The 23636-nt window shown below is 65.3% G+C and carries 21 protein-coding genes and 1 pseudogene; 9 read left to right on the top strand and 13 right to left on the bottom strand.

Features of this window, described 5'->3' with window-relative positions; all coding sequences use genetic code 11:
• Position 1 precedes the first annotated feature (1 nt).
• From N7650_RS11275 to N7650_RS11265, 3 genes are read left to right on the top strand one after another with little or no spacing between them, the layout of a single operon-like run.
• Complete coding sequence (locus N7650_RS11275) at positions 2-1606, top strand: carboxyl transferase domain-containing protein (RefSeq protein ID WP_279898229.1); 1605 nt, start codon at positions 2-4, stop codon at positions 1604-1606.
• 3 nt (positions 1607-1609) lie between these two features.
• Positions 1610-2440, top strand: a complete 831-nt coding sequence (locus N7650_RS11270; RefSeq protein WP_279898228.1) for a gamma-carboxygeranoyl-CoA hydratase — start codon at positions 1610-1612, stop codon at positions 2438-2440.
• Complete coding sequence (locus N7650_RS11265; protein WP_279898227.1) at positions 2437-4398, top strand: acetyl/propionyl/methylcrotonyl-CoA carboxylase subunit alpha; 1962 nt, start codon at positions 2437-2439, stop codon at positions 4396-4398. Before N7650_RS11270 ends, N7650_RS11265 begins: the two co-directional genes overlap by 4 nt.
• 65 nt (positions 4399-4463) lie before the next feature.
• Here N7650_RS11265 and N7650_RS11260 read toward each other — a convergent pair whose 3' ends face one another.
• Complete coding sequence (locus tag N7650_RS11260; protein WP_279898226.1) at positions 4464-5078, bottom strand: S24 family peptidase; 615 nt, start codon at positions 5076-5078, stop codon at positions 4464-4466.
• Positions 5079-5205: 127 nt separating this feature from the next.
• Between N7650_RS11260 and N7650_RS11255 the strand changes: the two genes are divergently transcribed.
• From N7650_RS11255 to N7650_RS11245, 3 genes are all read left to right on the top strand, one after another.
• Positions 5206-5532, top strand: a complete 327-nt coding sequence (locus tag N7650_RS11255; RefSeq protein ID WP_009406560.1) for a hypothetical protein — start codon at positions 5206-5208, stop codon at positions 5530-5532.
• A 423-nt stretch (positions 5533-5955) separates the two neighbouring features.
• Entirely contained in the window at positions 5956-6468 is a 513-nt protein-coding gene (locus N7650_RS11250) for a DUF4880 domain-containing protein (protein ID WP_279898224.1), read from the top strand.
• A gap of 52 nt (positions 6469-6520) precedes the next feature.
• Positions 6521-7657 carry a M14-type cytosolic carboxypeptidase gene (locus N7650_RS11245; protein WP_279898223.1) on the top strand — a complete coding sequence of 379 codons (1137 nt, stop codon included), beginning with the start codon at positions 6521-6523 and terminating at the stop codon, positions 7655-7657.
• Between the two features lie 272 nt (positions 7658-7929).
• Here N7650_RS11245 and N7650_RS11240 read toward each other — a convergent pair whose 3' ends face one another.
• From N7650_RS11240 to N7650_RS11210, 7 genes are all read right to left on the bottom strand, one after another.
• Positions 7930-8898, bottom strand: coding sequence for a spore coat U domain-containing protein (locus N7650_RS11240; RefSeq protein ID WP_279898222.1), 969 nt, complete (start codon positions 8896-8898; stop codon positions 7930-7932).
• Positions 8895-11213 (bottom strand): fimbria/pilus outer membrane usher protein, encoded by a 2319-nt coding sequence (locus N7650_RS11235; RefSeq protein WP_279898341.1) that lies wholly within the window; start codon positions 11211-11213, stop codon positions 8895-8897. The genes N7650_RS11240 and N7650_RS11235 overlap by 4 nt, the downstream gene beginning before the upstream one ends.
• 95 nt (positions 11214-11308) lie before the next feature.
• Positions 11309-12076 carry a molecular chaperone gene (locus N7650_RS11230; RefSeq protein WP_279898220.1) on the bottom strand — a complete coding sequence of 256 codons (768 nt, stop codon included), beginning with the start codon at positions 12074-12076 and terminating at the stop codon, positions 11309-11311.
• Positions 12077-12121: 45 nt separating this feature from the next.
• Complete coding sequence (locus N7650_RS11225) at positions 12122-12622, bottom strand: spore coat U domain-containing protein (protein WP_279898219.1); 501 nt, start codon at positions 12620-12622, stop codon at positions 12122-12124.
• A gap of 3 nt (positions 12623-12625) precedes the next feature.
• Positions 12626-13159 (bottom strand): spore coat U domain-containing protein, encoded by a 534-nt coding sequence (locus N7650_RS11220; RefSeq protein WP_279898217.1) that lies wholly within the window; start codon positions 13157-13159, stop codon positions 12626-12628.
• 20 nt (positions 13160-13179) lie between these two features.
• Positions 13180-13716, bottom strand: a complete 537-nt coding sequence (locus tag N7650_RS11215; RefSeq protein WP_279898216.1) for a spore coat U domain-containing protein — start codon at positions 13714-13716, stop codon at positions 13180-13182.
• 35 nt (positions 13717-13751) lie between these two features.
• Entirely contained in the window at positions 13752-14279 is a 528-nt protein-coding gene (locus N7650_RS11210; protein WP_037062159.1) for a spore coat U domain-containing protein, read from the bottom strand.
• 198 nt (positions 14280-14477) lie between these two features.
• Between N7650_RS11210 and zapE the strand changes: the two genes are divergently transcribed.
• Positions 14478-15566 carry a cell division protein ZapE gene (gene zapE, locus N7650_RS11205; protein ID WP_279898213.1) on the top strand — a complete coding sequence of 363 codons (1089 nt, stop codon included), beginning with the start codon at positions 14478-14480 and terminating at the stop codon, positions 15564-15566.
• Between the two features lie 86 nt (positions 15567-15652).
• On the opposite strand, the gene N7650_RS11200 is transcribed toward zapE, so the two are convergent.
• Positions 15653-17542: a propionyl-CoA synthetase gene (locus N7650_RS11200; RefSeq protein ID WP_279898211.1), complete on the bottom strand. Its 1890-nt coding sequence runs from the start codon at positions 17540-17542 to the stop codon at positions 15653-15655.
• Between the two features lie 142 nt (positions 17543-17684).
• Between N7650_RS11200 and N7650_RS11195 the strand changes: the two are divergent.
• A pseudogene (locus tag N7650_RS11195) lies at positions 17685-18056 on the top strand (leucine-rich repeat domain-containing protein); the annotation flags it as partial.
• 94 nt (positions 18057-18150) lie between these two features.
• Here the strand turns inward: N7650_RS11195 and N7650_RS11190 are convergent.
• A complete protein-coding gene (locus N7650_RS11190; RefSeq protein WP_009406573.1) occupies positions 18151-18861 on the bottom strand; it encodes a YebC/PmpR family DNA-binding transcriptional regulator in 711 nt (236 codons plus the stop codon).
• A 203-nt stretch (positions 18862-19064) separates the two neighbouring features.
• Here N7650_RS11190 and N7650_RS11185 point away from each other — a divergent pair, with 203 nt between their 5' ends.
• The gene (locus tag N7650_RS11185) at positions 19065-19652 is read left to right on the top strand and encodes a LysE family translocator (protein WP_009406574.1); all 588 of its coding nucleotides are present in this window, start codon (positions 19065-19067) and stop codon (positions 19650-19652) included.
• Here the strand turns inward: N7650_RS11185 and N7650_RS11180 are convergent.
• The 3 genes from N7650_RS11180 to N7650_RS11170 all read right to left on the bottom strand — a co-directional run bounded on the left by N7650_RS11180 (position 19641) and on the right by N7650_RS11170 (position 23491).
• Complete coding sequence (locus N7650_RS11180; protein ID WP_279898209.1) at positions 19641-20426, bottom strand: AraC family transcriptional regulator; 786 nt, start codon at positions 20424-20426, stop codon at positions 19641-19643. The genes N7650_RS11185 and N7650_RS11180 overlap by 12 nt on opposite strands.
• A 38-nt stretch (positions 20427-20464) precedes the next feature.
• Positions 20465-22879: a hypothetical protein gene (locus N7650_RS11175; protein ID WP_279898208.1), complete on the bottom strand. Its 2415-nt coding sequence runs from the start codon at positions 22877-22879 to the stop codon at positions 20465-20467.
• A 72-nt stretch (positions 22880-22951) separates the two neighbouring features.
• Positions 22952-23491, bottom strand: coding sequence for an XRE family transcriptional regulator (locus tag N7650_RS11170; protein WP_009406577.1), 540 nt, complete (start codon positions 23489-23491; stop codon positions 22952-22954).
• Positions 23492-23636: the final 145 nt, after the last annotated feature.

Genomic DNA, 23636 nt, shown 5'->3' with positions numbered 1-23636 from the left:
GATGATTCTCAAGTCTCAGTTGAACACCCGCGCCCCGGACTTCGCCGTCAACAGTGCGGCCATGCTGGAACAGGTCAAGGCCCTGCGCACCCTCCTCGCCCAGGTGCATCAAGGTGGCGGGGCCAAGGCCCAGGAACGCCATACCTCCCGCGGCAAGCTGCTGCCCCGCGAACGTATCGATCGCCTGCTCGATCCGGGCTCGCCTTTCCTTGAAATCGGCCAGTTGGCGGCCCATGAGGTCTACGGCGAAGAGGTCCCTGCCGCCGGCGTGATCGTCGGTATCGGCCGGGTCGAAGGCGTCGAGTGCATGATCGTCGCCAACGACGCCACGGTGAAGGGCGGCTCCTACTATCCGCTGACCGTGAAGAAACACCTGCGCGCCCAGGCCATCGCCCAGCAGAATCGCCTGCCCTGCCTGTACCTGGTGGACTCCGGGGGCGCGAACCTGCCGCGCCAGGACGAAGTCTTCCCCGACCGCGAGCATTTCGGGCGGATCTTCTTCAACCAGGCCAACATGAGTGCCCAGGGCATCCCGCAGATCGCCGTGGTCATGGGTTCCTGCACCGCCGGCGGCGCCTACGTGCCGGCGATGTCCGACGAGACCATCATGGTCCGCCAGCAGGCCACCATCTTCCTCGCCGGCCCGCCGCTGGTGAAGGCGGCCACCGGCGAGGTGGTCAGTGCCGAAGACCTGGGCGGCGCCGACGTGCACTGCAAGACCAGCGGCGTGGCTGACCACTATGCCGACAACGATGAACACGCCCTGGCGATTGCCCGCCGCTGCGTGGCCAACCTCAACTGGCACAAGCAGGGCGAACTGCAGGTGCGTACGCCGATTGCCCCGCTGTATGCCGCGGAGGAGTTGTATGGCGTGGTCCCGGCAGATGCCAAGCAACCCTTCGATGTGCGCGAGATCATCGCGCGCCTGGTGGACGGCTCGGTGTTCGATGAATTCAAGGCGCTGTTCGGCACCACCCTGGTCTGCGGCTTCGCCCACCTGCACGGCTACCCGATCGCCATCCTCGCCAACAACGGCATCCTCTTCGCCGAAGCCGCGCAGAAAGGCGCGCATTTCATCGAACTGGCCTGCCAGCGGGGTATTCCCCTGCTGTTCCTGCAGAACATCACCGGCTTCATGGTCGGGCAGAAATACGAAGCCGGCGGCATCGCCAAGCACGGCGCCAAGCTGGTCACCGCCGTGGCCTGCGCCAGGGTTCCGAAGTTCACCGTGATCATCGGCGGCAGCTTCGGCGCCGGTAACTACGGCATGTGCGGGCGCGCCTACGACCCGCGCTTCCTGTGGATGTGGCCGAATGCGCGGATCGGCGTGATGGGTGCCGAGCAGGCCGCCGGGGTGCTGGCCCAGGTCAAGCGCGAGCAGAGCGAGCGTTCCGGGCAGGTCTTCAGCGCCGAGGACGAGGCCAGGCTCAAGCAGCCGATCCTCGACCAGTACGAACACCAGGGCCATCCCTACTATTCCAGCGCGCATCTTTGGGACGACGGCGTCATCGACCCGGCGCAGACCCGCGAGATCCTCGCCCTGGCCCTGTCCGCTTCGCTCAACGCACCGATCGAAGCCACCCGCTTCGGCATTTTCCGGATGTGACCGATGACCGACTTTAGCACCCTCGAACTGATCAAGGATCCGCGCGGCTTCGCCACCCTGTGGTTGAGCCGCGCGAACAAGAACAACGCCTTCAATGCGCAGATGATCCGCGAGCTGATCGTCGCCCTCGATGAACTGGCCGCCGATGCCAGCCTGCGCTTCGTCCTTTTGCGTGGCCGGGGCCGGCATTTCAGTGCCGGTGCGGACCTGGCCTGGATGCAGCAAAGCGCGGCCCTGGATTACCAGAGCAACCTGGATGACGCCCGTGAGCTGGCGGAACTGATGTACAACCTGGCGCGCCTGAAGCTGCCGACCCTGGCGGTTGTGCAGGGCGCGGCCTTCGGTGGCGCCCTGGGCCTGATCGCCTGCTGCGATATGGCCATCGGTGCCGAAGAGGCGCAACTGTGCCTGTCGGAAGTTCGCATCGGCCTGGCTCCGGCGGTGATCAGCCCGTTCGTGGTCCAGGCCATGGGCGAACGCGCCGCACGTCGCTACGCCCTGACCGCCGAGCGCTTCAGCGGCATCCGCGCCCGCGAGCTTGGCCTGCTGGCGGAGGCTTATCCGGCGGCCGAGCTGGACGAGCGCGTGGAAGACTGGATCACCAACCTGCTGCAGAACAGCCCGCAGGCCATGCGTGCCAGCAAGGAATTGCTGCGCGAGGTCGGCCCGGGTGAGCTGACCCCGGCCCTGCGTCGCTACTGCGAGAACGCCATCGCCCGGATCCGCGTCAGCGGCGAAGGCCAGGAAGGCCTGCGCGCCTTCCTGGAAAAACGCCCACCGGCCTGGCTGGCCGCCCCATCCTCCTCTTCATCCACCACGGAGCCCCGCCCATGAGCCGTCCCGAGCTGACCACCCTGCTGGTCGCCAACCGTGGCGAGATCGCCTGCCGGGTGATGCGTACCGCAAAATCCCTGGGCCTGACCACCGTCGCCGTGCACAGCGCGGTGGACCGTGAAGCGCGCCACAGCCGCGAAGCCGATATTCGCGTCGATCTTGGCGGTGCCAAGCCGGCGGAAAGCTACCTGGTGATCGACAAGCTGATCGCCGCGGCCAAGGCCAGCGGCGCCCAGGCGATCCATCCCGGCTATGGCTTCCTCTCGGAAAATGCCGGGTTCGCCAAGGCCATCGAGGACGCCGGGCTGATCTTCCTCGGCCCGCCCGCCAGCGCCATCGAGGCCATGGGCAGCAAGTCGGCGGCCAAGGCGCTGATGGAAACCGCCGGGGTGCCCCTGGTACCGGGTTATCACGGCGAAGCCCAGGACCTGGAAACCTTCCGCGCCGCTGCCGAAAGGATCGGCTACCCCGTACTCCTCAAGGCCACCGCCGGCGGCGGCGGCAAGGGCATGAAGGTGGTCGAGCAGGAAAGCCAGCTGGCCGAAGCCCTGGCCTCCGCACAGCGCGAGGCACAGTCCTCGTTCGGCGATGCGCGGATGCTGGTGGAAAAGTACGTGCTCAAGCCGCGCCACGTGGAAATCCAGGTGTTTGCCGACCAGCATGGCAACTGCCTGTATCTCAACGAGCGCGACTGCTCGATCCAGCGTCGCCACCAGAAGGTGGTCGAGGAAGCCCCGGCACCGGGCCTCAGCGTCGAGCAACGCAGAGCCATGGGCGAGGCAGCGGTGCGCGCGGCCCAGGCTATTGGTTATGTCGGTGCGGGGACGGTGGAATTCCTTCTGGATGCCCGCGGTGAATTCTTCTTCATGGAGATGAACACCCGCCTGCAGGTGGAGCATCCGGTGACCGAGGCGATCACCGGCCTTGACCTGGTGGCCTGGCAGATCCGCGTCGCCCGCGGCGAGGCCCTGCCGATCAACCAAGAGCAGGTGCCCCTGATCGGCCATGCCATCGAAGTGCGGCTGTATGCGGAGGATCCGGCCAATGACTTCCTCCCCGCCACCGGCCGGCTGGCGCTGTATCGGGAAAGCGCGGCAGGCGATGGTCGCCGCGTCGATAGCGGGGTCGCCGAGGGCGACCAGGTATCACCGTTCTACGACCCGATGCTGGGCAAGCTGATCGCCTGGGGCGAGGACCGCGAGCAAGCGCGCCTGCGCCTGCTGGCGATGCTGGACGAGTTCGCCATTGGCGGAGTGAAGACCAATATCGGTTTCCTGAGGCGGATCCTCGCCCATCCGGCGTTTGCGGCGGCGGAGCTGGATACCGGCTTTATCCCGCGCTACCACGACGATCTGCTGCCACCACCAGGCGCCCTGTCCGCCGGCTTCTGGCAGGCCGCGGCAGAGGCCTGGGTGCAGGGGCTGGCGGCCAACGTGCGCGGTGACGATGCCGTCTCGCCGTGGGCTTCCCGGCAGGGCTTGCGCGCCGGCGTTCCGGCGCACATCAGCCTGCACCTGAGCAGCAACGGCCAGCAGCAGGCGCTGGGGCTGGATCGAACCGCGCCCTCGCTGTTCAACCTCGACGGCGAATGCCTGCGCATCGACGACAACGGCGTGCGTCGCCAGTACCAAGCGATCCGCCGGGGGGACACGCTGTACCTGCGCTGGGACGGCGAGCTGCATGCGGTCCAGGCCTTCGACCCTATCGCCGAGGCCGAAGCCGGTCATGGCCACCAGGGCGGCCTGACGGCGCCGATGAATGGCAGCATCGTACGCGTACTGGTGGAGCCCGGGCAGGTGGTCGAGGCCGGGACCCAACTGGTGGTGCTGGAGGCGATGAAGATGGAGCACAGCATCCGTGCACCCCACGCTGGCAAGGTGGCGACACTGTATTGCCAGGAAGGCGAGATGGTCAGTGAAGGGAGTGTGTTGGTGGCGTTGGAGGAAAGCGCCAGCTAATAGGCCGGTACTGACTTCACGAAACAGAAACGGCGCCCTCGGGCGCCGTTTTCATTGACGTGGGTTCAGAAGCGAATCCCGCCCTGGATGGCGACCCCGAGCAATTCGCAGTCCTCGCCACACAGCATCATCGGATAGGTCGGATTGAGCGGCTTGAGGAAGCGCTGCCCCTCCTCCACCACCAACTGCCGCAACACGCCCTGGGAGTGGCCCGGCACTCGGGCGATGACCAGGCGCCCGACCTGCGCCTGCACCCCCGGATCGACCAGGACCAGCATACCGGCACAGAGGCTCAAGCCAGCCGGCGCGGTCATCGCATCGCCCTCGACCCGCAGCCAGAACGCCTTGCCCTGGGCCTTGTAGTCGGTGATTTCCTCGGCCACCGGCGCGTCCTCGGCAACATCCGTCAGCACGACCCAATCCGACTGCGGATAACGGAAGGTCGTCGGCAGGCCATAGTTGGCCGGCTCCTCCTCCGAGTCAGGGGTAGCCTTCATGCTCATGTGGGGCAGTTCGAGTGCTACCAGCACGCGGTTCATGCGCGTGAGGGTCAGCTCGCGCTCACCACGCAGCCACAGGCCCACGCAGCCCTGGGTGACCCCGACGCGTTCGGCCAGTTTCTCTTGCGTGAGCTTGAGTTCACGCATCCGATCTTTGACTAGTGCGATCCATTTTTCCATCGCAGGCACGATACGGACTGCCCATTCTCGCTCAATACACAAATTGTAGTATTTAAAACGCTGTAAAAAATACACCAGGTACTATATTTCCCCGTGCCTCTCCACAACCCCAAGGAAGACCCTCCTCATGAGTGCCAGTACCTCCAGCCACCTGGACAGCGACTCCTCGCGCCGTGCCCTCGATTACTACTTCAACCCGGCTCCGGAGAACGCGCCCGGACTGGAAGACATGCAGCTGGTGGTGGCGCGCGACGACCTGTCGCCACAGGCCGCCGCCGAGCAGGCGGCGTGGCTGCTGCGCTGCGCCTCCGGCACTGCCTACCAGGCCGCACAGATCGCGCGGGACAAGGCTCAGGACCAGATGCTGATGTCCATGCACCTGATCAACCTCGCACGCGCGATGATTGACCACAGCCACAGCCGCATGCCGAAAGACGAGGAAAGGAAGGAATAACAACAGCGTGAGGGCCCGGACTGCCTGGGTTCAGGCACGGGAAGAAAGAATTTTCGGAGAATTACCGAAAATTCATTTGACTTGAAAATGAGAACGATTATTATTGATCGCAACTGGTCGCGAGACTGGTTGGATAACCCGGAGCCCTTAGGTCGGACTCCAGATTATCTCCTCATCAGGCTAATCACGGTTTTTGACCCGGCTTTTTGCCGGGTCTTTTTTTTGGGCTCTTCAGGCTAATGAAGGCGATGTGTTGCTGAATGTGGCGATGATATCAAAGGACCATCCCTGTGGTAAGCCCATGGCTGGCCTTTGCTGAAATTAGCACTTGAGAATCAATCTCGTTAAGAATAAGCTCTCAACCGCATCATGGAAGATGCCCCCTACCTCCCTCCTCCGTTTCCACCGCAAGGAGCTGGAACCATGACCCGTCTGCTGCTGCCACTGGACCATCACGCCGAACCCGCCGACACCGCCGAACTCGCGCTGCTGCACCGCCTGAAAGCGCTGCCACGCCGGGTTCAGCAGGTATTCCTGCTCAGCCGCCTCGACCAATTGACCTACGCGGTCATCGCCAGGCGCCTGGACCTGTCCGACGCAAGCGTCGAGCGTCATATGAACCAGGTCCTGCAGGCCACCCTGCCCGCCCCTGCTCCGCTCGCCCGTGCTGCCGGCCAGTGGTATGTGCGGCTGCAAAGTCCGCTGATCACCCCCAGCGAGCGCATCGATTTCCGTCGCTGGCTGGACGCCGACCCGGAGCACCTGGCGGCCTTCCACGCCACCGAGCTGCGTTGGCGCAGCCTGCTGGCGCCGGCCCGTGCGCTGGGCGAAAACCTCTGGTACCGGCAGACCCGGGCCGCGTTTTCCCTGGGTGGCTGCACCGTCGCCATGGGTCTTGGCCTGGCCGCCGTGCTGGCCCTGGGTTTCTGGTACTGACCGGGTTGTGTAGAGTTGTTGCCCACAACAACTCTGCAAAGGACCCAGGCCAATGACCGCACTGAGCATCGACTGCGACTTCGACTCCGGCAACATCCTCGTTCGGGACACCAGCAATCCCGCCCAGGTGCGCCTGGCGATCCGCCCCGACAGCGCCAGCGCGCATTTCCAATGGTTCCACTTCAAGGCCAGCGGCCTGACGCTCGGCCAGACCCATGCCTTCACCCTGGAGAATGCCGGCGAGTCCTCCTACAACAAGGCATGGGACGGCTACCACGCCGTCGCCTCCTACGATCAGCGCAACTGGTTCCGTGTTCCGTCACGCTTCGATGGCCAGGCCCTGCATTTCAGCCTCGAAGCCCAGGAGCCGCAGGCCTGGTTCGCCTACTTCGAGCCGTACTTGCGGGCTCGCCACAATCAATTGATCGAGCGTGCCCGGCATCTGCCGGGTGTCAGCCTGCTGGCCACCGGGCGCAGTGTCGAAGGCCGCGATATTCCGTTGCTGCGTGTCGGTGACGGCGCCGCCGGCAAGCGCAAGGTTTGGATCATCGCCCAGCAGCATCCCGGCGAGCACATGGCCGAGTGGTTCATGGAAGGTGTGATCGACCGTGTCGCCGCCAACGATGCCGGCCTGCAGCAGCTACTGGCCGCTGCCGACCTGTACCTGATCCCCAACATGAACCCCGACGGCGCCTTCCACGGTCACCTGCGCACCAACGCCAAAGGCTTCGATCTCAATCGCGCCTGGCAGGATGCAAGCAGCGAACAGACCCCCGAGGTGCTGTTCGCCCAGCAACAGATGAAGCTGCATGGGGTCGACCTGTTCCTCGATGTTCATGGCGACGAAGAGATTCCCCACGTATTCACTGCCGCCTGCGAGGGCAATCCGGGCTACACCCCGCGTATCGCTGCGCTGGAGGAGCGTTTCCGCAAAACCCTGTGCGGGCTGACCCGGGACTTCCAGGATGTGCATGGTTATCCCCGCAGTGCGCCGGGCCAGGCCAACATGACCCTGGCCTGCAATGCCGTGGGCCAGGCCCATGACTGCCTGTCGCTGACCCTGGAAATGCCGTTCAAGGACCACGACGACGCACCGAACCCGGCCACCGGCTGGTCGGGCAAGCGTTCCAAGGAGCTTGCATCGGCGGTGCTGGATGCGGTCGGGCAGATGGTCCACGAATTGCGCTGAAGGCGCTGGCTAAGCTCTCGTAGAACAAAACACAACTCTTTGGCTTGCTGGGACCTTGTGTGGGGGTTCGGCGTTCCGATAAACCCGCTTCCACAGGGGCCGGGTACATCGCCGGATCCAGGGTGAGGCTGATGGCCCTATCGCTGGCAAGCCAGCTCCCACAGGGTTCTGGGGCAGCCCCTTGTGGGAGCTGGCTTGCCAGCGATTGCGGCAGTGAATTCACCATCGCAATCGCGGGTGCCCCCACAGGGTGAGCGTCGTGCTTGCAACTGCTAGAAAGCCACATCCAGGATCACGCTGTCCTGATACGCCCCCGCCGGCGGCGTGGCCTGGTCGGTGTAGACCCTGGCGTTGTAGTTGAACACCTGGCTGCCCGTGCCGGTGCCGTTGCCCGGGTTGATATCGGCATCGCTGCTGGAGCGACGCGCGCTGGTCAGCGAACCCCAGCGCACGCTACCGGCACTTTTGAAAATGTCGTAGGCCAGGTAATTGTTGGCCGGCGACTTCATGCGCCGGCGCCCGCCCGACACATACAGGCCGTCATTCAGGCCCACGGTATAGGCGCTGCCCTTGGTGCAGTTGAGGCTGACGCTCTGGCTCACCGTGGAAAACCCGCTCACCACCGGAGCGCTGCCGAAGTTGATTGCCGGGGTGGTGATCTGGCAATCGGCGGTGACGGTCAGGGTCACGGTCATGGTAGTACTGCCGGTCAGGGTCTGGCGCCCGACGCACAAACCGCCGACGCCGATGCCGTAGCAATAGTCCCAGTTCCAGAACACGGTGAAGGTTTCCGAGTAGTTGCCGGCGGCGACGTTGCTTCCGGTCAAGGTCCGCAGGTACACCGGGATGGTCGCCGGCACCACGTTGCCGAGGATCCCCAGCGCATCGAGGATGCCGTTGCGCGCGAAATCGAAGGGCTGGCCGCGGGTGATCGGGTAGGACGTGGTGTTGTCGGCATACAGGGTGTACTGGATCACGTCGCCGGTGGGCCCGACCAGGCCGGTGGTGCCTCCGGTCGGCGTGAAGGTGGCCTTGAAGAAGTCATCGCTGCGCAACAGCGTCACCAGCGAGCCACTGCAACGCAGGCCGGCATTGGTACTGGACGAGGATTGCACGGTGGACGCCACCGTAGTGGAGGCCACGCTGCCGAACGCCACGTTGCCGGCCTGCACCACCGAACACAGCGCCTGCACGGGCTCGGCAAGCAACAGCAGCACCAGCATCGGCAGCAGGCGTTTCATTTGCACACCAGCGGGCCGAGCAGCGGCACATCGTCCTGCCCGGCGTCGAGGCTGAAATGCACCAGGCAAGTGCCGCCGCTGGCGATCCGTACCTCCAGGGTATTGTTCTCGGCCAGCCCTTCCAGATAGACCAGTCCGTCCCAACCGACCACTGCGGCAGCGCCGGTCTGCTGATGGCGGACCTGGCTGCCCAACGGCAGGTCCTGGTGACTGGCATCGACCAGCTCGATGCTCGCCGCCCGGACCCGGTTCAACGGGAAATTCAGCAGATACCCGGCGCCACGGCGTACCGCTACGCGCTGCTCGACGTTTTCCGCGCGCACGTTGGCGGGCAGTTCCAGGGTGTCGATTTCGTACTTGCCGCGGTAGTAGGCGCTGCTCCACGGCACCAAAAGGTGCCCCTTGCTGTCGGTACGGCCGACATTCTGGTTCTCGTAGCGCACCGGCACATCGGCGAAGCCCTCGGTACTGACCACGACGAAGGCATCATCGATCCGGTTGGCGGCGAACACGCCGGCATCCATCCACACCAGCGAGCCGCTGGCATCGGCCCAGCGGGTCATGGCCTGGCTGCTGCCATAGGTGCCGGCCTGGAGCTGCACCGACTGCAAGCGCCAGGTCAGGTCGGCCTGGCGATAGGCCGACTGGTCGCCGCCGCTGGCGTAGCCGAGGTTGTAACCCAGGCCACCATCGCTGGGCACCGCGCGGCTGTAATTGACCCGCTGGACATTCTCGCCGCTCTGGTTGCGCTCGGTGCTCAGGCTGAGGGTGCCGTACAGGTCGAAAGGAATCACCAGTTGCGCCTGGGTCGCCCACTGCTCGCCACCAAGCTCGCGGTTGGCCGACAGGTACAGGCTGGTATTGCCCCACAGCGACTTGCTCCAGCTCAGGTTTACCAGGCGGGTACGCGAGTTGTCGCCGGCGCGTACGTCGAAATAGCCGGCGCCGAGGCTACCGTAGCGTTCCAGGTTGAGGCTGAGGGTAACCTGCTCGCTGCGCTGGCTCAGGCGGGCATAGGGGCTGTCCAGCAACGAGGCGTCGGCGTAGTCGCCATACCGCTCCAGGCGCTGGTAATTGAAGCCGATGCGCTGGCTGTTGTACTGATAGCCGAGGCTCAGTTGCTGGCCGCTGCGGCTATCGAAGGTGCTTTGGCTGACCGCGGCGTTGACTACCCCGAAGGTGCCCACCAGCAGATTGCCGCCGATCCCGCCAAGGGCCAGGGACTGCGCCGCCTCGCCGTGGGTTTCCAGGGTAAAACTGTCGCTGATGCCGTAGCGCAGGCTGGCCGAGGTCAGGCCCTTGCCGTAGGAGAAATCGCTGATCCCGTAATTGCGTCGCAAGGCACCGGCTGCCACCGAGAAATCGCTCATGCCTTTCTGCAGCAAGGTGCTGGTGACGTAGAACGGCAAGGTGGTGGACACCTGCCGCCCCTGAGCATCGGTGGTCACCACTACCGCATCGCCGGCACCGTTGATATAGGGCACGTTGGTCAGGGTGTACGGCCCGGGCTGCAGGTCGGCGCTGGCGCTCTTGTAGCCGTTGATGAACAGGTCCACCGACGACGGCACCGCCGCCTCGCCGGCGAAGGCCGGCAGCGGATAGGTGACCAGGTCCGGGCGTACCGAGAAGTCACGCGATAGCAGTACCCCGCCCAGGCGCACCGAGCTGGTCCAGGGCAGCGCGCCGCTGATCACGTCGCCCGCCTCGAAGGTCAGCAGGCGCTCCTCGTCGGTGTAGCGAAAGGTCGTGTCGTAGCGCAGGAAGCCACGCTGGTTGTCGGCGTAGTTGCGCCCGCTGATCTGCTGGCGCCATTGGCCCGTGGTGGAGAACGTCCCCCAGGCGTCGAACACCCGCAGCTCGTTCCACACCGACAGGCTGCTGCCGATATCGTCGGTGTCGTTGAGGTAGGCATCGTAGTTGAGCAAGGCGCCAAAGCTGCTGTTGGCCTCGCCGCCGGGGCCCAGGGAGCGGTTGCCGATGCGCTGGCCAGGCAGCCAGGCCGGCGGGACCTGGAGCATCAGGCGCTGGGCCTGGCTGTCGTAGTCGCTGTGCAGGCCGGCGACGCTATCGAGCGCGACCTCTGCCGGCACCGGCACGGGGAAGTCGATGCCCACGGCACGCAGGTCGCTGGCCGCCACGTAGAAGCGCCCGGAACGCTGGTGCACGACCACCACGTTACCGCTGTTCATCTGGTTGACCACCAGTTCCAGATACAGCTCGGCATCGCTGATCGCCTCCTCCGCGGAGGGCGGCGGCGGCAGCTCGCCGGCCCACGACGTGGCACCGAGGCACCACGCCAGGCCACCCGCCAGCAACAGCGGGCAGGAACCCGTGGTAAATCCCTTCACGCACCTTTCCCCGCCATTGTCGGGTGCTCCCTGGCCCGAGGTTCATCCTTTGTTCACCCGGCTCACTGGCCCTGGGCTATGGTTTGCGCCGCGTCACCGCCATTGATCCGTCCCTTGAGCGCGGTAGACGCCGAGGCCTGCAGTGGCGCCGGCCAGCGCATGGTCGCGCCCGGCAGCACATAGCCGAGCAGCCCTTCCACCAGCGGCCGGCTCTGCCCGCCCTGCTGCATCACCACATCTGTCAGGCGCGCATGAACCGGACCGGTGTTGCGGATCTCCACCCAGGAGCGCCCCTGCGCCGATACCTGGCGCCAGCTCAGTTGCGGCTTGCCGACCCCGGCGTCGCTGCGCTGCCCGCTGGGGTCGGCCTTGCCCCACAGACCCTGGCCGTAGACGAACAGCGGTACCGAATAGCGCATCTGGAAGCGGATCGCGGCCTGGGGCTTGTCGGCGTTGTCGGGCGGCAAGGCCGGAGGAATTTCATCGATGATGATGCGGTAAGCCTGCTCCTGGGCCACCGGCGAGGTACCGGTGCGGGTCAGGCGGATGAGCTGCTTCTGCCCCGGCGCGATCTTCGCCAGCGGCGGGCTGCCGATGATGTCGCGCTGGTTCTGGTATTGATCGTCGAACCCGCCCTGGCGCCAGGCGAAGATCCGCACCTGCAGGTTGGCTTCCTCGTTGCCGCGGTTTTCCAGCCACAACGCGCCGGCCTTCTGTTCGGCCTCGATCACCGGGTCGATCGGCCAGATCAGCACCGATGTCGCCGCCGACGTCGCTCCGGCCCACAGCAGCAATGCCCCCAATGCCAGCCTCGCCCTCTCCCTGAACATCCCGCTCTCCTTCGTGGTGGTCGTGCAATACCGGCGTGTACGCCGTCAAAAGGTCAAGGTCACCTGCAGCACATCGCTATAGCTGCCCGCGGGCAGCGCTCCGGTCAGTTGCGCCCGGGCATACACGGGCAGCTTGATGGCCGTCGGATCGGCGTAGCTGACAGTGACGGTCTGGTCGATGCCCAGCACCTGGCTGAAGGCGGCGTCGCTATACAACTGGTAGGCCACCAGGTTGCTGCCGGTGCTGCGCTTGAGGTTGCGCACCCCGTTGTTGTTCTGCCCCCCGCCGATCTTCATGCTCAGCGTCACGCCAGGCGTGCATTGCAGGGTCACGGTGGTACCACCGAGCTGGGTAGTCACGGCGGCGGTGGACAATGCCGAATAGCTGCCGAACGCCAGGTTGCCGTAGTTGGTCACCCCGCCAACCACCAGGCACCCGGCCTGGACAGTCGCATTGACCAGGAAGGTGCTGCTGGTGGCCGCATCCAGGGGTATCGGCGCTGCCGCCGCGAGCACCGCCAGGGCCAGCGCCAGGCGCCCGTGCATAGTTCAGAAACTCAGCTCGACCGCCACGGTGTCGGTATAGGTGCCCGGGGGCAGCCCGGCCTTGCCCACGGCCTTGCCGTACAGGTTGACGGTCTGCGGCGTACCGCTGCTGGTGGGCAGGGTAATGGTGCCGTTGATCGGTATCACGGTGGTCAGCCCGGAGTCGGAATAGAAGTCATAGGGCACCGAATTGCCCGAGCCGTCGGCCAGTGCGCGGGTACCGCCGGTGGATGCGCCGTCATGGGCGCCCGCGCCGATCTTGATCACCGGGATCGCGCCATTGGAGCAGAGAATGCTCATCGCCCCGCCACCACCCGCCAGCACCTGGGCGCCCGCCGTGGTGAACAACGCCGTCTGGGTGCCGAAGTTCAGGGCACCGAAATTGACCCCGGTGGTGGCCGTGGAGCCGTTCACCTGGCAACTGGAGATCAGCACCAGCGAGGCGTTTATCTGCCCGGTGACCGTGGCCGCCTGGACCTGGGAAGCCAGCAACAGCCCGATGCCGGCAAAAACGAAGCGATTCAGTTGCGGTTTCATGGTTCACTCCTTGATGGCTGTTACCAGTCCAGCGTCACCGTCAGGGTGTCGCGATAAACGCCCGCAGGCAGGGCCTTGGGGTTGGCTACGACCACGCCGTAGATAGGGATGGGAATCTGTTGCGCGCTGCTCACGGTGAAGTTGAGCTGCTGGCCTATCCCGTAGTTGCTGCGTCCGCCTGGGTCGGTGGAGAGCTGGTAGGGAATCAGCACGCCGCCGTTGCTTAGCCGGCGCGTGGCGCCGTCGGGGTTGGCGCCGCCATTGATGGTCACGGTGAAGGCGCGGACCTGAGGGTTGCAACTGATCTGCAGGTTGCCATTGCCGCCAGGTTCATCGATGGCCGCGCGCAGGGTCTGGTTCCACAGCGGGCCCTGCTGGCCGAAATCGAGCACGCCGCCCGCCGCGCTGGCCGGCGCGGTACTGGCCGGATCGCTGCTGATCTGGCAGGCCGAGGTAAGCACCAGGCGCGCCTCGATATGTCCGCTGATCGCGCCATGGGCTGCCGGGCTGAGCAACAGCGGCCCCAGGCCCAGCAGGAGAATGCGTGATGCATGCATGCTGCTCGCTCCATAAGCAGTGCGGTTCATGACCCTCACCAGGTGACGGTCACCTTCAACAAGTCCGAATAGCGCCCCGTCCGTGGAAGCTCGGTTTGTGTGTCGATACGTGCGTACAAGGGAAGTTCCACCGTTCCGCTGTCCGGTACCCGGCCATGCTGGGCAATATTCACCGACAGCGGCACACGCCAGGCCGGATCCTGATACAGGCGGTAGGGTATGGGCCGGGCCTTGGGATCGGCGGATACCAGGTAGCGCACCTCGCCGGTGCCGCCATGCAGGCCGCCATCGACCCGCACCTGATAGGCAGTGTCCGGATTGCACTCCAGCCGAGGCGGGCGCTGGACCAGCAACTGGCTGCCCAACGGCCCGGAGGGATCGTCCAGCCGTGGACTCTGGCCGAAATCCAGCACGCCCAAGGCCTGTGCGGAAGCCGACCGTGGCTCGTGGATGAGCAGGCAGCCCCGCTGTACGTCGATGCGAACCTCGACGAGGAAATCCGTGGCGGCAACGCTTTGGGCCGCGTACAACCCCAACAACGCCACCAGTGACCTTCCCTTCACCGTTCCTCCCTGTCCTTGCAGGAATTGACCTGGGGTTCAGGGTAGCAGTCGAGGAAAATGCTGCCAGCCGAACAAGAAATGTACAGCTCATGCATAAGAAATATCCGACGAATACGGGCGCCCGCGACTGGCAGCACTTTTCACTATCTGGTTAATATTGCCGCCGTTCGTCACCTGCCATTGTTCGAGGAACATCTCTTGCCCGCCTGGATCCGCTCGCCCCTGCGCGCCTTGCGCCAACGCCTGGCCGCCGCCCCTGCCGCCGAGCCTGGCAAAGCCCGCGAGATCCAGCGGTTTTTCGCCGACAAGGCGCAGCAGCAAGGCTACAGCCTGAGCCAGGGCCAGCAGCAGGTGATTGCAGCCATGGCCGAGCAGGCCGCACGTCTGCCAACCGGGAGGGCCCGCAGCCTGTACCTGCACGGCCAGGTCGGGCGCGGCAAAAGCTGGCTGCTGGACGGTTTCTTCACCGCGCTGGGCGATGTTCCCAAGCGGCGCCTGCACTTCCATGACTTCTTTGCCCGGCTGCACCAGGGCATGTTCGAGCACCGCCGCCAGGACGATGCCCTGGCGGTCACCCTCGACGCGTTGCTCGGCGACTGCCGCGTGCTGTGCTTCGATGAGTTCCATGTGCACGATATCGGCGATGCCATGCTGCTCACGCGGCTGTACCAGGCCCTGTTCGAGCGCGGCATCTTCGTTCTGGTGACGTCCAACTATCCGCCCAAGGGGCTCTTGCCCAACCCGCTGTATCACCAGCGTTTCGAACCGGTCATCCGGCTGATCGAAGCGCGTATGGACGTGCTTGAGGTCGGTGGCGAACAGGACTACCGCGCCCTGCCCGACGCCGGGCGCCAGCAGCGCTTTACCCAGGGATACTACGTCTGGCCCGGGACTGCCGGGCAATTGCAGCGACTGGGCTTCGGTAGCGCGACCCACGAGCAAGTGCTCCAGGTGAACAAGCGCCAATTGCGCGCCCGGGTGCGTGACGAGCGCAGCGTGGTCTTCGATTTCGCCAGCATCTGCGAACAGGCGACTGCGGTAATCGACTACCTGGAACTGATCCAGCGTTACGAGCACTGGACCATCGAAGGCCTGCCGGACCTGCAGGAATGCACCATCGCCGCCCAGCAGCGCTTCATCAACCTGATCGATGTGCTGTATGACCGTGACAAGCCGCTGCTGCTGATCGGCGAGCAGCCGCTGGCGCAGAGCCTGGGCGGCAGCGTGGCCGACCTGGCGAGGACGCGGAGCCGGCTGGGGCAGTTGCAGCAGGTCGGGCCGGAATGATGTGGTGGGGCTGATCGCTGCGAGGTGCCCGTCTGAGAACCCCTTTATGGCCACCTGGCGTATGCCGGGTGGCCATAACGAGGTTCTCAGGCACTACGCGCCAACCCCGCCAATACCTCCTCGATCTCCACCAACACCGCAGGATCATCCAGGGTGGACGGCGCCACATAAGGCTGCTGGTCGGCGATCTTGCGCAGCACCGCGCGCAGGATCTTTCCGGAACGGGTCTTGGGCAGCCGCTTGACTACCCGCACCTGGTTGAAACAGGCCAGTGCACCGATCTGCTCGCGTACCGTGGCCACCAGCTCGGCCTGCAACTGCGCCTCCCCGCTGTCCACGCCATCCTTGAGCACCAGCAGCGCCAACGGCACCTGGCCCTTGATTTCGTCGCGCACGCCCACCACCGCGCATTCCGCCACCGCCGGGTGACGGGCGACCAGGTCTTCCATCTCGCCGGTGGACAGGCGATGCCCGGAAACGTTAATCACGTCGTCGGTACGGCCCATGATATAGACGAAGCCGTCTTCATCCAGATAGCCGCCGTCGCCGGTGTGGTAATAGCCGGGATAGGTCTGCAGGTACGACTCCAGGTAGCGCTGATGATCGCCCCACAGGGTCTGGCTGCACCCGGGCGGCAATGGCAGGGCGATGACGATGGCGCCCTGTTGGTTGGCACCGAGTACCTGGCCATCTTCATCCAGCACCCGCACGTGGTAACCCGGCACCGCCCGGTTGCTTGACCCCGCGCGCCCGCCGCTGCCATGCAGGCCCAGGCAGGGTGCAGTCACCGGCCAACCGGTCTCGGTCTGCCACCAGTGATCGTGCACGGCCTTGCCGCTGATGCTTTCCAGCCATTGATGGGTACTGGAGTCGAGGCGCTCGCCGGCCAGGAACAACTGGCGCAGCGAGCTGAGGTCGTAACGGCGCAGCAGCAGGCCCTGCGGGTCTTCCTTGCGGATCGCACGCATGGCCGTCGGTGCGCAGAACAGGCCGTTGACCCGGTACTGCTCGACCACCCGCCAATAGGCCCCGGCATCCGGGGTACGGATCGGCTTGCCCTCGTAGAACACCGTGGTGCAGCCGTTCATCAACGGGCCATAGACGATCAGCGAATGCCCGACCACCCAGCCGACATCGGAAATTCCCCACCATACGTCGCCGGCCTGCATGCCGTAGATGTGCTTCATGGCAAAGCGCAAGGCCACGGCATTGCCGCCGTTCTCGCGCACGATGCCCTTGGGTTTGCCGGTGGTTCCGGAGGTGTACATGATGTATAGCGGATCGGTCGCGAGCAGTTCCACCGGCGGCACCGGGGTAGCGTGTTGCAGGGCGGCCTGCCAGTCCAGGTCACGGCCTTCGACCAGCGTGGCGCGGGCCTGCGCTCGTTGCAGCACCAGGACCTTGCGCGGCTGGTGCGCGGATTGCTCCAGGGCCCGGTCGACCAGCGGTTTGTACTCGATGACGCGGTCGAACTCCAGGCCGCAGGACGCGGTGAGCAGCAGGGTCGGCCGCGCATCGTCGATGCGCAGCGCCAGCTCGTGGGGAGCGAAGCCGCCGAACACCACCGAATGCACCGCGCCGATCCGCGCACAGGCGAGCATGGCCATCGCCGCCTCGGGCACCATGGGCATGTAGATGACCACCCCGTCGCCCTGTGCCACACCGAGCTCGCGCAGCAGTCCGGCAAGGCGCGCCACCTGGTCGCGCAACTGGTTGAAGGTGAAGGTCTGCTGGCTGCCGGTGACCGGCGAATCGTAGATCAGGGCCAGTTGCTCGCCGCGGCCGTCCTCGATCTGCTGGTCAAGGGCCAGGTGGCAACTGTTCAGCCGGCCGTCGGCGAACCATTGGTGGGTGCCGTCGGGGTTGTCGCGCAGGATCTCCGTAGGCTTGCGCAACCAGGCCAGGCTTTGGGCCTGCTCGGCCCAGAACTCGGCGGGCGCGGCGATGGAGCGGTCATAGCACTGCTGATAACTCATCGATGAATAACCCTGTGTTTGTTGTTATTAAAGGGCGAATCTCGAGTATGGCCTGCTCGCGCCAGCCTGCTATCGAACTTAAGTCGCATGGGGGACGGGCTTTGCCCTTATCATGACGGCCTTTTCTTCCACGGCAGCACCCATGCATTCTCTCGACGATCTCAAATCCGGCCGCCTGGCAGGCAGCGTGCGCCTCGACCTGGCCTGCGGCCTTGAGCAGTTCCCGCAGGAAATCTTCAACCTTGCCGACAGCCTCGAAGTCCTCAACCTCACCGGCAACCGCCTGACCAGCCTGCCCGACGACCTGGGTCGACTGCACAAGCTGAAAGTGCTGTTTTGTTCGGAGAATCGCTTAAGCGAACTGCCGCAGGGGATCGGTGGTTGCGCGCAGTTGCAGGTTGTTGGCGTCAAGAGCAACCGCATCGAAGAACTGCCCTAGGCCCTTGGCGACTGCCCCGGGTTGCAAAAGCTGATGCTCTCCGGCAACCGTCTGCGCCACCTGCCGGACAGCCTGCAACGCTGCACAGGCAACTGGCGTCCCTGCATCGTCCATAGGAGCCCCCAAAACAAAGGGACCGCATGCGGTCCCTTTTTCACGGCTGGTGGTGTCAGCCCGCAAGGCCGACATAGACGTTCTGCACGTCGTCGTGCCCGTCGATGGCATCGAGGAAGGCTTCCACTTCCGCCAGCGCCTCGGCGCTCAGGCTGGCGGCACTGACCGGGTTCTTCGGGGTGTAGCCGATCTTCGCCGAGATCACGGTGAACCCCTGGGCCGGCAGGGCTTTCTGCACGCTGTCCAGGTCGGTGGTTTCGGTGATGAACAGGGTCGCGCCCTCTTCGGCAGGCTCGAAGTCCTGGGCACCGGCCTCGATGGCGGCCAGTTCCGGATCGGCATCGGCGCTGTCCGGCGTTGCCTCGATCAGGCCGACATGGTTGAAGTCCCACGACACCGAACCCTCGGCGCCCAGCTGGCCCTTGCGGAACAGCACGCGGACTTCGGCGACGGTGCGGTTGACGTTATCGGTCAGGCACTCGACGATCAGCGGCACCTGGTGCGGGGCGAAACCTTCGTATTTCACCGCGTGGTACTGCACCTGCTCACCCAGCAGGCCGGCGCCTTTCTTGATGGCACGTTCGAGGGTCTCGCGGGTCATGGAAGCCTTCTTGGCCTGCTCGACCACCAGACGCAAGCGTGCGTTCATGTCCGGGTCGGCACCGCTGCGCGCGGCGATCTGAATTTCCTTGGCCAGCTTGCCCATGATCTTGCCCTTGGCATTGGCAGCTGCTTCTTTATGCTTGGCTTTCCACTGTGCGCCCATTTCGACTCTCTTTGTTCCAGGTGCTTGTTCCAGGTGCCGGTTGAGGAAGCGACCGGCAAAGTGGCGAGCAGTTTATACGCGCCGTGTCGGGCAATCGACAAAAAAGTCAAAACCGCCTGCGTTGCAGAGGGCAGTTTTCTTCAATACCGGCGCAGGTGCACGCCGATAGAGTCCAGGCCTCGTTCCCTGCAAGAGAAACATCCATGAGCCTGACTCTCTCCATGGCAGCCTTCGCGCTGGCCGCTTCCATCTCCCCCGGCCCGGTCAACCTTGTCGCTCTGGCCGCCGGCGCACGCCACGGCTTGCGCCCGGCGCTGCGGCATGTCACCGGTGCCACCTTGGGCTTCTGCCTGCTGCTGATGCTGGTGGGCCTGGGACTGCATGCAGTGATGCTGCGCTGGCCCGGCCTGACCGACGCGCTGCGCTGGGCCGGAATCCTGTTTCTGCTGTACATGGCCTGGAAACTGGCAGCCGACGACGGCCGGCTCGGCAATGGCGAGCCGCAACGCGCCCCCGGTTTTTTCTACGGAGCGCTGATGCAATGGCTCAACCCCAAGGCCTGGCTGGCCTGCGTCGCCGGGGTCGGCGCCTTCGTCGGCGAAGGCGAGACCGCCCTGCTCTGGCGCTTCACCTTGATCTACCTGGTGATCTGCTACCTGTCGGTGGGCTGCTGGGCCTGGGCCGGCACGGTGATCCGCCGCCATCTCGAAGAACCACGGCGCATGCGCCTGTTCAACCGTTCGCTGGCAGCGCTGCTGGCTGCCAGTGCCGGCTACCTGCTAGTGGGCTGAACGATAGTGCCCCGGGGTCGCCGCCAGATGCTGCTTGAAGGCACGCTGCAGATGGGCCTGGTCGGCGAACCCGGCCTCATGGGCAACCTCGGCGATCAGCCGCCCCTGGCGCAACTGCGCGCGGGCATAGCGCACCCGCTGGTCGAGCAGGTAGCCATGGGGCGTCAGGCCAAAATGCTGCTTGAAGGCGCGGGTCAGGTAGGACGTCGATAAACCCGCCGCCTCGCCGATGTCTTCCAGCTTCAGCGGCTCGGTACAGTGCTGGCGAATGTAGTCCGCGGCCCGCTGCACCCGCTCATTGCCCTGCGCCGTCGCGCTCGGCGCGGCCTGGATCTGCTCGCGCAACTGCCCGAAGAAACGTTCGGCGGCGAGGCGCTTGTCGTCGCTGGCTGCGAGGCTGTCGGTCAAGCGCTCGTACAGTGCCAGCAGCGAGCGATACAACTGCGGCGCGGTGCTCAGGGTCTGCCCCAGGGGCTCGAAGCCCTGCCCGCGCAGCCAGGGCATATCGACATAAAGCATCAGGTACGACCAGGGCTGGTCGGCGATCGGGTTGCAGGCGTGCACCACTCCGGGGTTCATCATCACTACCGTCCCCGCCTCCACCTCGTGCCAGCGCTGCCCGTCGAAATAGGTGCTGCGCCCGGCGGTGATCGCACCGATCGAGAAGCCTTCATGGGAGTGTCGCGAATAGCAGACCTTGCGCCCGTCGGCGACACCACGGGCCTCGATGAACGGCAACGCCGGATCGCGCCAGAAAGTCGAACCATTGCTCATCGAAAGTCTCCCGGAGTCGTACGAAAACGACGACGAGCCTAGCACCCGGCAGGGTCCGGTGCCAGGCGTTCTTCACCGCTCAAACCTTGATCGATCAGGGGCCTGAGCAAGGCCATGAGGTCCCGGTACAGCGCGCTTGCGGGGTGATCCCGGCCGCGATCGAACAGCGCCAGCAACTGGTCGCCCACGCTACCCTCGGCCAGCGGCTCGTAGCGCGCTGCCATGTACAGGGTTTCGAACAGCGAGTGATAGCCGTTGCGCAGCCAGAACGCGCTGTTGGCCAATTGGAAGCGCCAGTACTCAGGCAGCGACGGCAGGCCGTCGAACAGTTGCGGCAAATCGCGACACAGCGCCTCGGTGGCGGCACTGATGCCGCCGATGAACGGGGTGTCCAGCTCGTCCATGTAACGCGTGGCGGGATGCAACGGGTCGGGTACCCACTGGTGGGCGCTGCGGTATTTGTCTTCGGCTATCAACCAGCGATTGTCCCCGGCCAGCAGGCGCTCCGGCCGGGCATTGAGGATCAGCCAAGGGTCGGGGCGCGCCAGGGCGTTGCCGGCATCCAGCCCGTGCGGATTGACCTGGGCATGCCCGCCGCCAAGCTGCCCGGCCCGCAGGCGCAGCACCTGGAACAGCAACTGTCGACGCAGGTCGCGACTCTCTGCAACGGCTTGCTGGTCCTCGCCGAGCAGCCACTTGAGCAAACGCAGGTTCCGCGCCCGATGGGGCATGGGCTCCAGTGCCAAGCCCGGCAAACGCGTTGCCTGGGCCAGGGTGGCCTGGACATAGGGGTCGTCCAGCAGCTTTTGCAGGCCACCGCGCTTGAGCATCCGCCCGGCGATGGCCGCAAGCGAGGCATCCAGCGCCGGCCAGCACCAGATCCGGTCGGCCAGGGCGCGCTCCCGGAGCATTTTGCCCAGGGCATTGCCCTGGCCGTCGCGCAGGCTTGCCCGCGGCGCTTCCGGCACCGCCAGCAACGCCCCGGGCGTCAGATGATTGCGCTCCAGCAAGCGTTGCCACTGGGCCATGAACGCCGCTCGCTCGCGCGGGCTGTTGAGCCAGGGACAAGCGCCCTCGCCCTGCTCGCGCAAGCTGTGCAAACGCTCGAAGAACGCCGAGTTATGCGCCCAGGCGCGCTGCACCTCGGCGCCGCACAGATGACGGCTGCCCTGCCGGTCCACCACGGCGAAGGGGGTCACCGCCAGGTAGTCGCGGCCATGAGGCAGTTCCAGCAGATACAGGTGCTCGCCAAAACCCACGGAGCGCTCCAGCTCACGGATGCCGACGAAGCGACCGTCGCGGTCAGGGTCGTAATGGCTGGCGGCGTAGCTGTCCACGGCGATGGTCTGGAAGCTGGCGATATCGGCGTAGCGGTTGAGCAGATCCTCCAGGCGCCGCGGCAGATCCACCTCGCGCACCTTGCCCTGCGCGCCCGGCTCGTCGAACGCCTCGATGCCGATCTGGTTGCACTCCTTGCGATCGACGTTGATTACCCGAAGCCGCGAGCCATCGTCCATCACCCGTACCAGGAAACCGCTGCGCAGCGTGTGTTCGGAGACCAGCCAATGGCCGAGGAACGTCTCCACGAAGGCAGTGCGCACCAGCACCGAGCGGATCGGCGCAAAGGTCGGCGAACGTCCCGGCTCGTGCTTGAGGCGATAGTGTTGCTGCCAGGCCAGGGAGCGCGCCGCCGTACCGAAGGAGAAATTCATCAGGCTGCGGGTTGCAGTCACCAGGCGGCCGTGCTCCAGGTGCAGGTCCTTGTAGCGTCCCTCGAAATCGGCATCGACCAGCGCCACGTTCATCCGCACGTACCCAGGCCGCTCCTCCATCAGCAGCAGCGACAGGTTCACCGGCAAGCCGTCGGAGGCCGTGGGCACCTCGGCCAGGTCCACCGGCTTGCCGTCGAGCAGCGCGCGGTAGCGTTCGGCGAGCGCCTTCCAGCCCTGTTGCCGGGCGAAGGGCGTGACCCGACGGGCATCGCCTTCGCTGTCGATCTTGCGTTGCAGCAGGTCGATCATCCGTTGCAGGCGCTGCAGCAGCCCCGCACATGGGTTGCGCAGTCCGTCACCGGCGCGGATCAGCCGCAACCCCTTGCGCCAGGCGCCTTCGAAGCCGTGCATGGCGGCCTGCTGGCGACTATAGAGCGAGATATCCCGGTCCAGCGCCTGGCGGTACGGGCTATGGCTGTCGAGCGCCTCGCGGTGGCGGCGCAGCATGGCCAGGTGTTCGTCGATGCCCTGCGGGTTGTTGTCCATGCTTAAGTGCTGCGCGGCCAGCACGTTGAGGGTGGTGTGCTGGATCTCCAGCAGGCGGGCGTCGGTCTCGGCCAGGTAATCCGCACGTTCGCCAGGAGTGAGGTGGAACCAGGGGCTGCGCTTCGGCGCGGCGGCGATGCGCTGGTCGATCAGGGTGTTGAGCAGGCGGGAATAGTCCCGCGAGGGCTGGATCATGGCGGTCGTCCTTGAAGGCCAGGAAAAGCCGCGATGCTAGCGGCACCCCGGACACAAGGGCGCCGGCAAAACCTACCCTGCGTCGTGCACCACTACCAGCAGCTGCGCCGGCTGCTCGCCTAGGGAGCGCAGGCGATGCGGGGTCTGGGCGTTGAAGTAAAGGGCATCGCCACGTTCGAGAATGACCCGCTCGTTCATGAAATCCACTTCGACCCGGCCCTCGTGGACGAAAAGGAATTCCTCGCCCAGATGCTCCTTGAAGGTGGAGTCGCTGAAGTCCATCGGCGGGCTGATCAGGAACGGCAACAGGCTGCGCTGGCCGATCTGGTTGGCCAGCACCGCGTAGCCCGGCCCCTCGCCACTGCCGGCCAGCGGCTGACGCTCGCCGCTGCGCACCAGGCTGTAACGCGCCTGGTTCGGTGCGTCTTCGGCGAACAGTTCCTCGACATTGACGTTCAATGCCCGCGCCAGCTTCAGCGCAGCGGCGATGGACGGCGTATTCAGACCACGCTCGACCTTGGACAGGTAGCTTTTGGTCATGCCGGCTTTGTCGGCCAATACCTCAAGGGTGATGCCGAGTTTTTTTCTCAATAATTTCAAACGGATAGACATGCGCTGCAGTTGATTCCGGTCAGTGATGCAACTTTTCACTTGCTTATGACACTTTGTGTCATATAGCCTTGTTTGTGTCACAACGCAAACCGCCCCCGCTCGTTTTCCAGGCAATCGGGGGCGGGCTCCACTTACTTCACCGAGG

It is taken from the genome of Pseudomonas sp. GD04058 (genome assembly GCF_029836855.1).
Taxonomy (GTDB): domain Bacteria; phylum Pseudomonadota; class Gammaproteobacteria; order Pseudomonadales; family Pseudomonadaceae; genus Aquipseudomonas; species Aquipseudomonas bharatica.
Note: the sequence above shows the minus strand (reverse complement) of the source record. Positions and strands in the feature narration are given on the sequence as shown.

What these genes read in the sequence shown, in the direction of transcription:
- N7650_RS11275 (WP_279898229.1), top strand. Translation starts at nt 2, where the DNA reads ATGATTCTCAAGTCTCAGTTGAACACCCGCGCCCCGGACTTCGCCGTC.
- N7650_RS11270 (WP_279898228.1), top strand. Translation starts at nt 1,610, where the DNA reads ATGACCGACTTTAGCACCCTCGAACTGATCAAGGATCCGCGCGGCTTC.
- N7650_RS11265 (WP_279898227.1), top strand. Translation starts at nt 2,437, where the DNA reads ATGAGCCGTCCCGAGCTGACCACCCTGCTGGTCGCCAACCGTGGCGAG.
- N7650_RS11260 (WP_279898226.1), bottom strand. Translation starts at nt 5,078, where the DNA reads ATGGAAAAATGGATCGCACTAGTCAAAGATCGGATGCGTGAACTCAAG.
- N7650_RS11255 (WP_009406560.1), top strand. Translation starts at nt 5,206, where the DNA reads ATGAGTGCCAGTACCTCCAGCCACCTGGACAGCGACTCCTCGCGCCGT.
- N7650_RS11250 (WP_279898224.1), top strand. Translation starts at nt 5,956, where the DNA reads ATGACCCGTCTGCTGCTGCCACTGGACCATCACGCCGAACCCGCCGAC.
- N7650_RS11245 (WP_279898223.1), top strand. Translation starts at nt 6,521, where the DNA reads ATGACCGCACTGAGCATCGACTGCGACTTCGACTCCGGCAACATCCTC.
- N7650_RS11240 (WP_279898222.1), bottom strand. Translation starts at nt 8,898, where the DNA reads ATGAAACGCCTGCTGCCGATGCTGGTGCTGCTGTTGCTTGCCGAGCCC.
- N7650_RS11230 (WP_279898220.1), bottom strand. Translation starts at nt 12,076, where the DNA reads ATGTTCAGGGAGAGGGCGAGGCTGGCATTGGGGGCATTGCTGCTGTGG.
- N7650_RS11225 (WP_279898219.1), bottom strand. Translation starts at nt 12,622, where the DNA reads ATGCACGGGCGCCTGGCGCTGGCCCTGGCGGTGCTCGCGGCGGCAGCG.
- N7650_RS11220 (WP_279898217.1), bottom strand. Translation starts at nt 13,159, where the DNA reads ATGAAACCGCAACTGAATCGCTTCGTTTTTGCCGGCATCGGGCTGTTG.
- N7650_RS11215 (WP_279898216.1), bottom strand. Translation starts at nt 13,716, where the DNA reads ATGCATGCATCACGCATTCTCCTGCTGGGCCTGGGGCCGCTGTTGCTC.
- N7650_RS11200 (WP_279898211.1), bottom strand. Translation starts at nt 17,542, where the DNA reads ATGAGTTATCAGCAGTGCTATGACCGCTCCATCGCCGCGCCCGCCGAG.
- N7650_RS11190 (WP_009406573.1), bottom strand. Translation starts at nt 18,861, where the DNA reads ATGGGCGCACAGTGGAAAGCCAAGCATAAAGAAGCAGCTGCCAATGCC.
- N7650_RS11185 (WP_009406574.1), top strand. Translation starts at nt 19,065, where the DNA reads ATGAGCCTGACTCTCTCCATGGCAGCCTTCGCGCTGGCCGCTTCCATC.
- N7650_RS11180 (WP_279898209.1), bottom strand. Translation starts at nt 20,426, where the DNA reads ATGAGCAATGGTTCGACTTTCTGGCGCGATCCGGCGTTGCCGTTCATC.
- N7650_RS11175 (WP_279898208.1), bottom strand. Translation starts at nt 22,879, where the DNA reads ATGATCCAGCCCTCGCGGGACTATTCCCGCCTGCTCAACACCCTGATC.
- N7650_RS11170 (WP_009406577.1), bottom strand. Translation starts at nt 23,491, where the DNA reads ATGTCTATCCGTTTGAAATTATTGAGAAAAAAACTCGGCATCACCCTT.